Raw genomic sequence first — 13,661 nt, forward strand, 5'->3', positions numbered from 1 at the left:
GCATCGCAGCAGACAGCCGTTCGCATGCAATGTGCCAGTGACCGGGAGTTGGCCCGGTCACAGCTCACCCCGACGGCGGTTCTCCGCTTCTCATCGTTGGGTGGCGCCAGCATCCACTGGCAAGCTTGTCGAGGTGATGTAGCGCGCCTCGTCGGACGCGAGGAACAGGCTGGCGTTCGCGACGTCCACCGGGTCTACCCAGGGCACCGGCAGCATGTTCATCCCGCTGGCTGCCTCGGCGAATTCTTGTCGGCTCGGGGGGCGGCTCAAGTCGGGCCGAAACGCGCTGCTGACGACATCGTTCTGGATCATCGGCGTATCGACGTTCGTGGGGTGCACACAGTTGACCCGAATGCCGAACGGCGCCAGGTCAATCGCCAGACTTCGCATCAGGCCGACGACACCATGTTTGGCGGCCGTGTAGTGAGCGACGCCGACGAGGCCCCGCAGCCCGGCGATTGAACTCACCAACACGATGGAACCTGCCCCACGGGGGATCAGATGTGGCGTCGTGGCGGTGCAGGTGTTCCACACGCCGGTGAGATTGACGTCGAGCATAGTCCGCCACATGGACTCGGCCATGTCGACGGCGGGGGCGCGTGAGGTGATTCCCGCTGTGGCACAGACGATATCGAGACCGCCGAAACGGTCGGCGCCCCGGCCGGCCGCCACTCGTAACGCGTCCACATCGCGTACGTCGACGGTCTCGGTCACGATACGGCCGCCAAGGTTCTCGACCAGCCGGGCCGTCTCGTCGAGATCGTCCCGCGTGCTCGCCGGCACCTGCACCGACTCGACAGGTCCGCACAGGTCGACGCCGACGATCGCCGCGCCTTCCTGGGCGAACCGCACCGCCTGTGCGCGGCCGATTCCGCGCGCCGCCCCGGTGATGAATGCGGTCTTACCCGCCAGCCGTCCCGTCATGTCGTCTTCTGGGTCAGGCCCGCGTCGACGACGAGCTGAGTGCCGGTGATGTAGCGGGCATGGTCCGAGGCGAGGAAGACGACGGCATTGGCCACGTCGACGGGCTCGACCCACGGCACCGGAAGCAGGTTCCGCGCAGTGAGCACCTCGGCGGCATCAGCCTCGGTAGGGTCGTCGAGGTCCGGCCGTAACCGCCGGTACGTCGCCGGATTTCGCACCATCGGTGTGGCGACGGCACCGGGGTGCACGGTATTGACCCGAATGCTTCGCGGACCCAGCTCATTGGCCAGTGTGCGGGCCAGGCCGACGACAGCATGCTTACTGGCCGTGTAGTGGGCGGTGCCGGCGGTGCCGCGTAAGCCGTTGGTGGAGCTGATGATCACGACGGAGCCGCCCTCGGACCCGACATGCGGCACACCCGCTCGGACGGTGTGCCATACCCCGGTGAGATTGACGTCGATAGTGCGCTGCCAGTCCTGAGCAGTGATCTGCCACGCCGGGGCGCCGGGACTGTGGATGCCGGCGTTGGCGACGATCACGTCGAGGCGGCCGAGGCGCTCGATCCCTGCATCCACCGCGGCGGTGACTGCGGCAAGGTCGGCGACGTCGGCCGTCCCGAGGACGGCGCGCCGGCCCCGCTGTTCCACCCGCAGTGCCGTCTCACGTAGATCATCGGCCGCGTCGCTGTGGTCGAGCATGATGACGTCGGCACCCTCGTCGGCGAACCGCTCACAGTGCACGCGACCCGTGCCGCGTCCCGCCCCGGTGACCAGGACGACCTTCCCCGATAGGCGTGACATTCACGGCGCCTTGAGCAGATCGAAGCCCTTGTACCCGGCGCCGGCCACCTCGTTGCAGATGTCGAGGTAGGTGCCGAAGCCGCCGATGAACAACATGAATTGGCGTGGTTTGCCGGGCACGTTTGCCCCCAGGTACCAGGAGTTGGCCTTGGTGAACAGTGTCGCCTCGGCGCGTTGCGCGCATTCCGCGATCCAGGAGTCCACGGCGTCGGCGGTCGGTTCGATTCCGGCGTAACCGTTTTCGTCGAGGTATGAGATGACATCGGAAATCCAGTTCACGTGGGCCTCGGCATGCAGCACCATGTTGGCCAGCACCGCCGGCGCCCCGGGGCCGGACACCAGAAACAGATTGGGGAACCCGTCGGTGCCCAATCCCAGATACGTGCGCGGCCCGTCGGCCCAGTCCTGCACCAGCCGTTGACCGGCGCGACCCACGATGTCGATCTTGGCCAGAGTGCCGGTCATGGCATCGAACCCGGTTGCCAGAACCAACGCGTCGATGTCGAAGTGCGTTTCAGCGGTGGTGATTCCGGTTTCGTCGATCGACTCGATGGGCGTCTTGCGCACACTGACGAGCCGGACGTTGGGCCGGTTGAACGTCTGGAAGTACTGGGAGTCCGTGCAGATTCGCTTGGTGCCGATCGGATGGTCGTCGGGGATCAGCAAATCGGCCAGATCCGGATCGTCGATGACCGCGCGGATCTTCTCCTCGTAGAACTTGCGGGCTTCCTCGTTGGCGTCCAGGGACACCATCTGATCGGCGAAGGTCTTGGAGAACAAGACGCCCCCGAGTTCCCAGCGCGTTTCGAAAGCGGCCCGCCGTTCCTCGGGGGTGGCGTCCATGGTCAGCTTCGGATGCGCGACATGCGGTGACCCGCCGCCACTGCGCCACGACATCCGCCGACGCTCGGCGTAGTTGGCTTTGATGTCGGCGATTTCCTCGGCCGTCAACGGCCGGTTGCCGGCCGGCACGCTGTAGTTCGGCGTGCGTTGAAACACATACAGCTGCTGGGCTTGTTCGGCGATGATCGGGATGGATTGAACTCCCGAAGACCCGGTACCGATCACGGCGACGCGCTTGCCGGTGAAGTCCACGCCCTCATGGGGCCAGTGCGCCGTGTGGTAGATCTCGCCTCGGAAGCGCTCCAGCCCTGGGAAATTCGGTGTGATGGAGGCCGACAGGGGGCCTGTTGCCATCACCACGAATCTCGCCACGACGCTCTCCCCTGCGTCGGTGCTCACCGTCCAGCGCACCGTCTGCTCGTCGAGCACCGCGCCCACCACGCGAGTGTTGAAGGTGATGTCGCGGCGCAGGTCCAGCTTGTCGGCCACCCAATTGATGTACGCCAGGATCTCGGCCTGAGTGGCGTACTTCTCGGTCCACGTCCACTCCTGCTGCAACTCGTCGGAGAACGAATAGCAGTAGTCCACGCTTTCGACATCACAGCGAGCGCCTGGATAGCGGTTGAAGTACCAGGTGCCGCCGACATCAGGTGCCCCCTCGAACACCCGCACCGACAGCCCCTGCGAGCGGAACTTGTGCAGGGCGTACAGGCCGGCGAACCCGGCCCCCACCACAACGACATCGACATGGGACTTCGATCCAGTGCTCACACGCCGAAACGGTAGGCGGTCCGCGCTCTCGCACCGGGGCGGTCTCCCGGTGACCGGACGCAGAGACGCCCCGTCCCGGCCATCGGGCCGCAGAATCGATGCCTATGTCAGACGTCGACAACCGCAGCGAATTACCCGGTGACCTTCTCGGAGATGACACCAGCTCAGCGGCAACCACTTTCGGCAGTACCGACACCGCGACCGTTCGGGTTGATCTGGACGGAACCAGTCACCATCTGCGGTGGCCCCGGGACGCCACACTGGTCGACACCTTGATCTCAGCCGGAATCGAGGCCCCCCACTCCTGCCGTGAAGGCCACTGCGGGTCATGCGTGGCGACTGCCGTGCGCGGTGAGGTGCACATGGCCAGCTGCGGCATCCTCGAGCCCGACGACCTTGCCGACGGCCTGATCCTGGGTTGCCAAGCCAGGCCCGTGTCTGACGACCTGCACATCGAGTACTGAAGGCACGGCCACAACAGCTTTCCGCTGACCGGGAAGCACCGCAGCGGGTGCACCAGTGGCGGTCCACGATCAGTGTCAGCCAGCGACGATAGGACCAGATGATGACTGAGCGGGTAATCGACCGGGTGCGCCAGGTCGCCGAGGAACTGCGCGGCCAGGGACCCGAGGGTGAAAAGGTCGGCAAGCTCACCGACGAGACCGTGAAGCTGATGAAGTCGGCGGGCAATATCCGCCTGCTTCAGCCGAAGATCCACGGCGGCCTGGAGGTTCATCCTCGCGAATTCGCCGAGACGGTCATGGCCACTGCCGCGCTCGACCCGTCCGCGGGCTGGATCAACGGCGTCGTCGGCGTGCATCCCTATCAGCTGGCGTATGCCGATCCGAGGGTTGCCGCCGAGATCTGGGCCGACGACGTCGATACCTGGGTGGCCTCACCCTACGCCCCGCAGGGTGTCGCCCGGCCGGTCGACGGCGGCTATATCTTCAACGGCCGGTGGCAGTTCAGCTCCGGGACCGACCACTGTGACTGGATCTTTCTGGGTGCGATGCTCGGCGACGCCGACGGTAAGCCGGTCATGCCGCCGCAGATGCTGCACATGATTCTGCCGCGCACAGACTACGAGATCGTCGAGGACTCATGGAATGTGGTGGGGCTGCGTGGCACCGGGTCCAAGGACGTCATCGTCAAGGACGCATTCGTGCCGGCCTACCGCACGATGGATGCGACGAAGGTGATGGACGGCACGGCTCAGCGCGAGGCGGGCATGACCGACACTCTCTACCTCATGCCATGGTCGACGATGTTCCCCCTCGGCATCAGTGCGGCGACCATCGGCATCGCCGAAGGCGCCCTGGCCGCCGCGCTGGATTATCAACGCGAACGGGTGAACGCCAGCGGGGTGGCGGTGAAGGACGACCCGTACGTCATGTACGCCATCGGGGAGGCGGCCGCCGACATCAACGCCGCCCGGCAGGAACTGCTCGCCAATGCCGACCGCATCTACGACATCGTCGACTCCGGAAACGAGGTGTCCTTCGAGGACCGGGCTGCCGGACGGCGCACCCAGGTGCGCGCGGTATGGCGCGCGGTCTCCGCGGTCGACGAGATCTTCGCGCGGTGCGGCGGCAATGCCGCACGGATGGACAAACCGCTGCAACGGTATTGGCGGGATGTACATGTCGGCCAGGCCCACGCCATCCATGTGCCAGGAACCATCTACCACGCCGCGGCGCTCAGTTCGCTGGGCGTGGACCCGCAGGGTCCGCTCCGGGCGATGATCTGAGGCGGAGAAGCATGAGTCTCATCAAAGGCCTGGGCTACGTCACCGTTGCCGCCTCCGATATCGAACGCTGGCGCCACTTCGCATTCGGTGTCCTCGGCTTCGCCCAGGGCAAGGGTTCCGATGCGTCCGCGCTGTATTTGCGGATGGACGAGCGGGCCGCGCGCATCATCGTCGTGCCCGGTGATGTGGACAAGATCGTCACGGTCGGATGGGAGGTGCGGGACCACGCCGACCTGGAGCGGGTCAAATCCGCCCTCGATTCCGCCGGGGTTCCTTTCACGCAGCTGTCCCAGGACGAGGCAGACGGCCGGCGCGTCGAGGAGGTCATCGCGTTCGAGGATCCGGCGGGAACCTCGCTGGAGGTGTTCCACGGGGCGGTACTCGATCACTCCCCCGTCGTGACACCTTTCGGCGCCCGATTCGTCACCGGCAACCAGGGATTGGGCCACGTCGTACTTCCCGCACTCGACGTCGACGGGGTCTTCGCCTTCTACACCCAAGTCCTGGGGTTCACGTCCCGCGGCGCATTCCGGGTCCCCGCGCCTCCCGAATTCGGACCGATCCGGGTGCGGTTCATGGGTGTCAACCAACGCCACCACAGCCTGGCGATCTGCCCCGCACAGACGGTTCGCGATCCCGGACTGATCCACCTGATGGTCGAGGTCGACTCGCTCGACGCGGTGGGACAGGCGCAAGATCGGGTCAACGCCGAGGGCTTTGCACTATCGTCGACCCTGGGTCGGCACACCAACGACAAAATGGTGTCGTTCTACGTGCGCGCACCCGGCGATTGGGACATCGAATTCGGCACCGAAGGGATGCGCGTCGACGAAATGTACTACACCGCAGAGGAAATCACCGCTGACAGCTACTGGGGGCATCAATGGGTGTCCGACCTTCCTGCGGCCATGCGCCCATGACAGTCAAAGATGACGTCAGCCCGGTTCCCGCGTCGTCGATCGAGAACTGGGATCACGAAGCCGATGTGGTCATCGTCGGCTACGGCATCGCCGGTGCAGCGGCTGCCGTGGAAGCAGCGCGTGCAGGCGCCGACGTGCTGGTGCTGGAGCGCACCGGCGCATGGGGCGGCGCGGCGGCGATGGCGGGTGGATTCATCTACCTCGGCGGTGGCACACCGATCCAAAAGGCCTGTGGCTTCAGCGATTCTCCTCAGAACATGACGGCTTTTCTCAACGTGGCGATGGGGCCGGGCGCTGACGAAGCCCGCATCGCGGACTACTGCGAGGGCAGTCTCGACCACTTCGACTGGCTGACGGATTGCGGTGTGCCGTTCAAGCCGGAGTTCTGGGGCGAGCCCGGGTGGGAACCGCCGGGCGACCAGGGTCTGATGTTCACCGGCGGTGAGAATGCCTACCCGTTCAACACGATCGCCGAACCTGCTCCGCGCGGGCACATCCCGCAGATGACCGGGAAGGTCGCCGGCGAGAAGAGCGGCGGTTTCATGTTGATGAAGCCACTGGTCGAGACCGCGACGGCGCTCGGCGTACGAGCCGTCTACGACGTGCGGGCACAGACGCTGATCGTGGAATCCGACGGACGGGTGGCGGGGGTGCTCGCGCGGCAATACGGCGAGACGGTGCGGGTGCGCGCCCGGCGCGGGGTTGTGCTGGCCGCCGGCAGCTTCGCCTACAGCGAGTCCATGGTCAAGCAGTTCGCTCCGGCCATCGCGGGACGCCCCGCCGCCTCCATCGAACAGCACGACGGCCGCGCAATCCGCATGGCGCAGGCTCTCGGCGCGGATCTCGCGCACATGGACGCCACCGAGGTGGCGTTCCTCATCGATCCGCAGCAGACCGTGCGCGGCGTTCTCGTCAACGGCCTCGGTCAGCGCTACGTACCCGAGGACATGTACTCCGGCCGGATCGGTCAACTGACGCTGTACCGGCAGGAGGACACCGCCTACCTGATCATCGACGGCGACGCCCAAGAGGACGCGATGGCGGCGACGTCGGCCACCCCGTTCCTCAAACGGCCCGCGACGTGGGTGTGTGACACGGTCGCCGAACTCGAAGCGGAGATCGGTCTACCGGTGGGCTCGCTGCAGTCGACGATCGGCGCCTACAACGAGGCGGCCTCGCGCGGCGAGGATCCGCTGCTGCACAAGAAGCCGGAGTGGCTCAAGCCGGTCGGTACCCCGGTCGGTGCGATCGACTTGCGGGCCAGCTGCGGTGGCTTCACCCTCGGCGGACTGATGACCTCATTGGACGGCGCGGTACTCCACGTCAGCGGACACCCGATACCCGGGCTGTTCGCGGCGGGGCGCTGCACCGCGGGGCTTGCGGCGTGGGGTTACGCCAGCGGTGTCTCACTGGGCGACGGCAGCTTCTATGGCCGCCGCGCAGGTCGTTCCGCCGCCACCGCCTGACGGCTCGATCACACGACTTCTGCCGCAGTACCGCTGCCGGCCACCATCGATGTGGCCGAATATGCGTCCCGTATGAATCGTTCTCACGAGGTGGCCCGGGCACCAGGGCGTGGGTAGAACGGAGTTAGGACGAATTCGACGCGACAACCACTGTCGCACCGCCGATTACGTTCATCAATAGATGACACACATTGCGCCGCAACAGTTGTGGCATGTCGATACGGCGGCTCATCGATTCTCCCTGACAGAAGGGATTGCATGATGAAAATCAAGTCACTAGGACTCTCGGTAGCCATCGCAGCCGCCGGCCTGACCGCCGGGTTCATGGCCGGACCGGTAGCAAACGCGAGTGTGGATCCATGCAGCGAGGCGGTCTCGTCATCCCGCTGCCTGGGGCCTGCCGGAGTTGCCGGCTTCGCTGTGCCCAATTCCAGCGCAGGCGCCGGTCACCAGAACGGGCCTTACGGTCCGTGGGGTTCCATGCCGCCGCTCGGCTGATGCGGCATGGGCGCCGGGCGTCGAGCACCGGGCGGATGAGGTCTGCGTGTTGGTGTGACAGCGCCCACACCACCGTGCTACAACTATATGACTAATAGTCATATGCCGGGTTGGCATGCAGTGGTAGCAAGGAGGCCCCCATGACAATGGCTGTCGAGAAGGCTGTCGAGAAGTCGAGTGAGACGCCGAGCGCCGTCATCGACCGGATCTCACTGGTCCTGGATTCATTCGACGGGCCGGGGCGGCTGACGCTGGCACAAATCGTGCGCCGCACCGGCCTGCCTCGATCGTCGGCGCACCGGATGCTCGAGCGTCTGGTCGCGCTGCGGTGGCTGCGCCGCGACGGCCGCGACTACGAGCTCGGGATGCGGCTGGTCGAGCTGGGATCGTTGGCACTGCATCAAGACCGCATCCATCGGGCCGCCATCCCGCTACTGCGCGACCTGCACCGGGCAACCGGGCTGGTCGTGCACCTGGCGGTCCTGGACGGCTCCGACGTGGTCTACCTGGAGAAGATCGGCGAACAGATGGGAGCGGCGATCCCGACCCGCGTCGGCGGGCGTCAGCCGGCCCACTGTACGGCGATCGGTAAAGCCATCCTCGCCGACAAGGACGTCACCGGGCTCGATCTGTCCGACCGCAAGACCCGGTTCTCGATCGCCACCGCTCCGCAGCTGGCCGCCGAGATGGCGAAGGTCCGTGCGCACGGAGTGGCCTTCGAACGTGAGGAGTCGCTGCCCGGCTTCGGCTGCGTTGCCGCACCCATCGGCCCGGACGGTCACGCGGTGGCGGCGGTCTCGGTGTGCGGACCGATGAATCGAATGGCCTTCGACAGCCGACTGGTGGCACCGGTGAGAATGACGGCCATGGGTATCTGGCGAAGCGCCGAGGGCGGACCGGACCGAGTCGCTCCGACGCTGCAGCCGCTTCGTCCACTACGCGCCGGCCCCACGCCCCGCACCATCGGACGCCTGCAGCCCGCGTGACCCTCGATCCCCAGATCGCCGGCCTGATCGACACTCTCGACTCCGGCTTCCCGCCGGTCCATACGATGACCGGCGCCGAGGCCCGAGCGGCGATCCGATCCCGCTTCGTCCCGAACCCGGACCCCGAACCGGTTTTCCGGGTAGCCGAACACCGCGTCGACGTTGTCGGCGGCAGCGTCGGGGTCCGGGTGTACCAGCACGCATCCGGCAGCCCGTTGCCGATACTCGTCTACGCCCACGGCGGCGGATTCGTGTTCTGCGACCTCGACAGCCACGACGGACTGTGCCGAAGCTTCGCCAATATCATTCCCGCCGTGGTGATCTCGGTCGACTACCGCCTCGCACCCGAGCATCGTTGGCCCACAGCGGCCGAAGACGTCTTTGCGGTCACACAGTGGGCGGCGGCGCACGCCGCCGAACTCGGCGGCGATGCCACCAGGCTTGCGGTCGGCGGGGACAGCGCGGGTGGCAACCTCGCCGCGGTCACCGCCGTGATGGCCCGCGACCGTGGCGGCCCGGCCATCGGCGCACAGTTGCTGCTGTATCCCGTGATCGCCGCCGATTTCGACACCGAGTCCTACCGGCTGTACGGCCGCGGCTTCTACAACCCGCGGCCGGCACTGCAGTGGTACTGGGATCAATACGTGCCCGCGGTCGAGGATCGGCAACATCGGTATGCCTCACCGCTGCAGGCGGATCCGACCGGGCTGCCGCCCGCCGTCGTGGTGGTGGCCGGCCATGACCCCCTGCGCGATGAGGGCACCGCGTACGCAGACGCCCTGACCGCCGCCGGGGTTCCGACCACCCGATGCTCCTACGAAGGCGGCATCCACGGTTTCATGACGATGCCCATGCTCGACATCGCCCACCAGTCTCGCCGGGAGGCCGGCCGAGCGCTGGCTGAGTTGCTCGATCATGGCTGAGGTGTTCGTCATCGACCGCGTGGTGACCGCTCCGGGCTGCGCACAGGCTTTCGTCGACGCCTATCTGTCCGGCTATGTCCCGGGGGCCCGCGAGCGCGGGATGGAATTGCGCGACGTACTCGTGAGCCCACCGATCCGTTTCGACGACCGTCCCAACACCGTGACGATCACCTGGCGCCTACCGAGCCCGCAAGCCTGGTGGCAGATGACGTGGCGGGCTCGCCCCGATCCGGCCATAGCCCGCTGGTGGGAGGACATCTCAGGTCTGGTGATCGAGCGCAGCCGCAGTGTCGCGTCGCACGCCGCCGATCTGGGCACCTCCGACACCTCGGTGACACTGCCCGACTCGACCGGCAGCTCAGCGTGGGGTGTCACGCGATTACTCGATGTCGTCGAGTCAGAACGGCCGCGCATACTCGATGTCCTGCGAAGCAAAGCCGAAGCCAGCGGTTCACTGCGCACTGTCGTCGAACCGACGCTGGCCGGTTCCCGCAACGGCGGCGACATCCTGGTGCACCTACGGTTCACCGATCAGATGACCTGGGCGCAAAGCAGTTTCGACGAAGTTCTCGAGGACCCGGCAATCACCGGAGTCAATGGGGTGACCTATGAGGGAACACCATTGCGTCGTGGTAGCGGTGTCGTGTACCGAACGCTGCTGTTGCGGGTGCCACCGGAGGTCCCTGACGACCACGTCGCCGCATTCGAACAGGAACTGGCGATGATGCCCCGCTACGTGCCGACCATCCAGGCCTGGCAGCTCAGCCGGGTCAGCCAGGCAATCGGTACGACCCGGTGGACCCACGTATTCGAGCAGGAGTTCACCGACGTCGACGGCCTGATGGGTCCGTACCTGATGCACCCGGTGCACTGGGCGGTCGTGGACCGTTGGTTCGATCCGGAAACGACCGACATGATCGTGCGAGATCGGGTGTGCCACAGCTTCTGCGAGACCGGCGCGCCGATCCTCTAGAGCCCGGCGGGCAGGATGTTCGGATTCGCCGTTGCCGGTGGTTCCAACGGGGGCAACACGGTCAGCCCGTCGAGTGTGTGCACCGGCAGGTCCTGCGCCCACGGGTAGTGCAAGCTGAAGGCCACCAGACCCGTTCGCTTTTCGGCCGGGAGGTGACACATCGCCAGGACAGTCTCGGCCAGGTACTCCACTGGCTCGGTCGGGAAGCTGTCCGGTATCAAGGACGCCGCGCCGGGAGTGCGCACCGCTGTCGACGGACCGACGCAATTCACCGCGATGTTGGCGTCCACCAGTTCGGCGGCGACGCCTTGGGTGAAGCGGTGCAACGCGGCCTTGCACGACGCATAGATCACGTCCCCGGCGGTCTTGTTGTAGTCGCGAAACGGCCGGACCGGCGGCACTCCGGTGACCGATCCGATGTTGACGATCCAGCCCGCGCCTTGTCGGCGCATATGTGGCACAGCGGCTTTCGTCAAGACGAATGGCGTCCTCAGATAGTGCTCGACGGTTCGATCGAACGTCTCCATCGACATGTCCTCGACAACCGAATAGTCGGCATAGCCCGCGTTGTTCACCACGATGTCGATGCGGCCGGTGCGCTTCACCACCGCATCGATCACGCCGCTGCGCGCCGCGTCATCTTCGAGATCGGCGGCGAGACCGAACGCGTCGCCGCCGGCGTCTTCGATGAGCGCGACCGTTTCCTCGATGGTGCCGGGCAACGCCTGACTGACTCCGGAACGCAACGACGGCGACGGTGTGTAGGCCCGGGCGGTGACCGCGACGGTGGCGCCTTCGGCAGCCAACCGCTGGGCGATCGCGCGCCCGATTCCGCGGCTGCTCCCCGTCACCAAGGCCGTTCTCCCGGCGAGGATCTGACTCATTGCAGGATGAAGTCCTCTTCGACGGGCGCCCGGTGCTGTCGCCACAGGTCGACCAGTCGGTAGGGCGTGGCCACGACGACACGGCCCGACTCCGACCGGTAGTAGGTGTGGGCATTCGGTGTGTGGCACCAGACTGTGCGTTGCATGGCCCGGTCGACGTCGGCGACATAGTCGTCGAAGGCGCGCTGAGTCACCTCCATGGTCGTCGCGTCGCGCAATGCCATGAGCTGCAGGCACTCCACGATGAAATGGGCGAGGACCTCCATCGCGAAGTTGGCGCCCGCCCCATGTCCGGGGCTGTAATTCGGTGCCGAGGTGATGAACAGGTTCGGGAACCCCGGAACGGTTCCGCCCCGGTATGCGCGCGGGCTGTCTCCCCACTCCCCCGCCAGCGTCTTGCCGTCACGACCGCGGATGTCGACCGTCGACAGGAAGTCCAGGTGGTAGCCGGTGGCATAGATGATGACATCGAGGTCGATCTGGCGGCCGTCGGCAGTGCGAATACCGTCGGCATTCACCGCCGCGGGTTCACTGGCTTCGACAGCGACGTGGTCGCGGGTCAGTGCCGCGTAGTAGCCGCCGGGATCACGAATGATGCGCTTGCCGTACGGCGCGAAGTCGGGAGTGACCTTGCGCGCCAATTCGGTACCGGCGCCGAAGGTTCGGTCGATGTAGTCCAGGCACATCTGCAACAGGACGTCGTTGGCCGGTGAGATGGACAGATGACTCTGCGCCCAGTCCGGGTCCCGCAGGATGACCGGGTAGTTGTTGTCCGCTGTCGCCCAGTACGACTTGAGCCGGTGCCACATCGCGTAGTAGGGCAGCGCGCGTCCCAGATAGCGGCGGTGTTCGGGGACATCGTCGGAGAGCCGTTTGCGCGGGGCAACCCAGTGCGGTTGACGTTGGAACACGGTGAGCTGTTCGACCTCGTCGACGCAGGAATCCACGATCTGCACAGCCGTGCAGCCGGCCCCGATCACAGCTACCCGTTTCCCGGCAAGATCCAGGTCAGGATCCCACTGGGCCGAGTGAATGCTTTTTCCGGAGAACGTATCCCGCCCTGCGAGGTCCGGAAAGCGCGGCCGGTTCAGGTAGCCGGCGGCGGTGACGACGACGCTGGCGTAGTCGACGGTGCGAGCTCCGTCGGCCGCGCGCGAGTGGATCTGCCACTCTCGCCGCTGCTCGTCCCACCACAAGGCTTCGACCTCGGTGCCGAACCGGATGTGGCGCCGCAGGTCGTGCTTGTCGGCCAGCGCCACCAGATACGCCTGATACTCGGCGCCTTGCGGATAGTAGTTGGACCAATCGGGGTTCACCTCGCGAGACAGCGAGTAGTAGGCCGACGGCGTATCCACACCGATCCCCGGGTATGTGGTGGTCAGCCAGGTGCCGCCGACGTCGTCGTTGCGATCGTAGATCGCAAAGTGCACACCCTCCTCGGCCGCTGCCAGCGCGACGGCGATACCGGCAAGGCCGGCGCCGATGATCGCCATCGTGGTCGTCGGCGGAATCGGGGTGGTCCGGGGCAGCGTGGGCTGCGACGGTCGGAAACCACCCTGTTCCAGGAGGAGATCGACGTGTTCGTCGTCGACCACCGCGCCCAGAGCGACAGGCAGCGCAGCGGCGAACAGGTCACGGTCGTCGGCGGCGAGCGCACCGACCGGTCGTGGCCGACCCAGCGCCGAGACGATCTCGTCGACCAAGGTATCCATCGTGACGGGGTCCGTCGTCCCGGCACGTTCGGGCGGGTCGGGAACGTGGTCGATCTTGGCGGCGTACCGGTCGACGACAGCGGGGTCGCCGGTCATCTGCGCCAGCACGGCGACCAGGACGCCGGGGTCGGCCTGCATCAGGTGAGCTCGCAACACGCGCGGGTCGACGTCTGTGCTCGGTGCGACGGCAGATGGTCCAGTGCTCATGGGACCC

The 13,661-nt window shown here is 66.3% G+C and carries 12 protein-coding genes; 7 read left to right on the top strand and 5 right to left on the bottom strand.

All coding sequences use genetic code 11. The features are described from left to right. Positions 1–90: 90 nt before the first annotated feature. From D3H54_RS15075 to D3H54_RS15085, 3 genes are read right to left on the bottom strand one after another with little or no spacing between them, the layout of a single operon-like run. Positions 91–924: a mycofactocin-coupled SDR family oxidoreductase gene (locus tag D3H54_RS15075; RefSeq protein WP_149379714.1), complete on the bottom strand. Its 834-nt coding sequence runs from the start codon at positions 922–924 to the stop codon at positions 91–93. Further along, complete coding sequence (locus tag D3H54_RS15080; protein ID WP_149379715.1) at positions 921–1,724, bottom strand: mycofactocin-coupled SDR family oxidoreductase; 804 nt, start codon at positions 1,722–1,724, stop codon at positions 921–923. Before D3H54_RS15080 ends, D3H54_RS15075 begins: the two co-directional genes overlap by 4 nt. Continuing rightward, entirely contained in the window at positions 1,725–3,338 is a 1,614-nt protein-coding gene (locus tag D3H54_RS15085; protein ID WP_286198893.1) for a flavin-containing monooxygenase, read from the bottom strand. 104 nt (positions 3,339–3,442) lie between these two features. Between D3H54_RS15085 and D3H54_RS15090 the strand changes: the two genes are divergently transcribed. From D3H54_RS15090 to D3H54_RS32195, 7 genes are all read left to right on the top strand, one after another. Beyond that, the gene (locus tag D3H54_RS15090; protein WP_168214874.1) at positions 3,443–3,802 is read left to right on the top strand and encodes a 2Fe-2S iron-sulfur cluster-binding protein; all 360 of its coding nucleotides are present in this window, start codon (positions 3,443–3,445) and stop codon (positions 3,800–3,802) included. 101 nt (positions 3,803–3,903) lie between these two features. Then, a complete protein-coding gene (locus D3H54_RS15095; protein ID WP_149379718.1) occupies positions 3,904–5,085 on the top strand; it encodes an acyl-CoA dehydrogenase family protein in 1,182 nt (393 codons plus the stop codon). 11 nt (positions 5,086–5,096) lie between these two features. After that, a complete protein-coding gene (bphC, locus tag D3H54_RS15100; RefSeq protein WP_149379719.1) occupies positions 5,097–6,005 on the top strand; it encodes a biphenyl-2,3-diol 1,2-dioxygenase in 909 nt (302 codons plus the stop codon). After that, the gene (locus D3H54_RS15105) at positions 6,002–7,471 is read left to right on the top strand and encodes an FAD-dependent oxidoreductase (RefSeq protein WP_149379720.1); all 1,470 of its coding nucleotides are present in this window, start codon (positions 6,002–6,004) and stop codon (positions 7,469–7,471) included. The genes bphC and D3H54_RS15105 overlap by 4 nt, the downstream gene beginning before the upstream one ends. Before the next feature lie 638 nt (positions 7,472–8,109). After that, the gene (locus D3H54_RS15110; protein WP_149379721.1) at positions 8,110–8,955 is read left to right on the top strand and encodes an IclR family transcriptional regulator; all 846 of its coding nucleotides are present in this window, start codon (positions 8,110–8,112) and stop codon (positions 8,953–8,955) included. Continuing rightward, positions 8,952–9,878, top strand: coding sequence for a LipP1 family hormone-sensitive lipase (gene lipP1 / locus D3H54_RS15115; RefSeq protein WP_149379722.1), 927 nt, complete (start codon positions 8,952–8,954; stop codon positions 9,876–9,878). Before D3H54_RS15110 ends, lipP1 begins: the two co-directional genes overlap by 4 nt. 337 nt (positions 9,879–10,215) lie before the next feature. Next, on the top strand, positions 10,216–10,851 hold the full coding sequence (locus tag D3H54_RS32195) for a Dabb family protein (RefSeq protein WP_353620056.1): 636 nt from the start codon (positions 10,216–10,218) through the stop codon (positions 10,849–10,851). Here D3H54_RS32195 and D3H54_RS15125 read toward each other — a convergent pair. Together D3H54_RS15125 and D3H54_RS15130 are read right to left on the bottom strand one after the other, a co-directional pair. Beyond that, entirely contained in the window at positions 10,848–11,735 is an 888-nt protein-coding gene (locus D3H54_RS15125; protein WP_149379724.1) for an SDR family NAD(P)-dependent oxidoreductase, read from the bottom strand. The two genes, D3H54_RS32195 and D3H54_RS15125, sit on opposite strands and share 4 nt — an antisense overlap. Beyond that, positions 11,732–13,654 (bottom strand): flavin-containing monooxygenase, encoded by a 1,923-nt coding sequence (locus D3H54_RS15130; RefSeq protein ID WP_149379725.1) that lies wholly within the window; start codon positions 13,652–13,654, stop codon positions 11,732–11,734. The genes D3H54_RS15125 and D3H54_RS15130 overlap by 4 nt, the downstream gene beginning before the upstream one ends. Positions 13,655–13,661: the final 7 nt, after the last annotated feature.

This window comes from Mycobacterium sp. ELW1 (genome assembly GCF_008329905.1).
Classification (GTDB): domain Bacteria; phylum Actinomycetota; class Actinomycetes; order Mycobacteriales; family Mycobacteriaceae; genus Mycobacterium.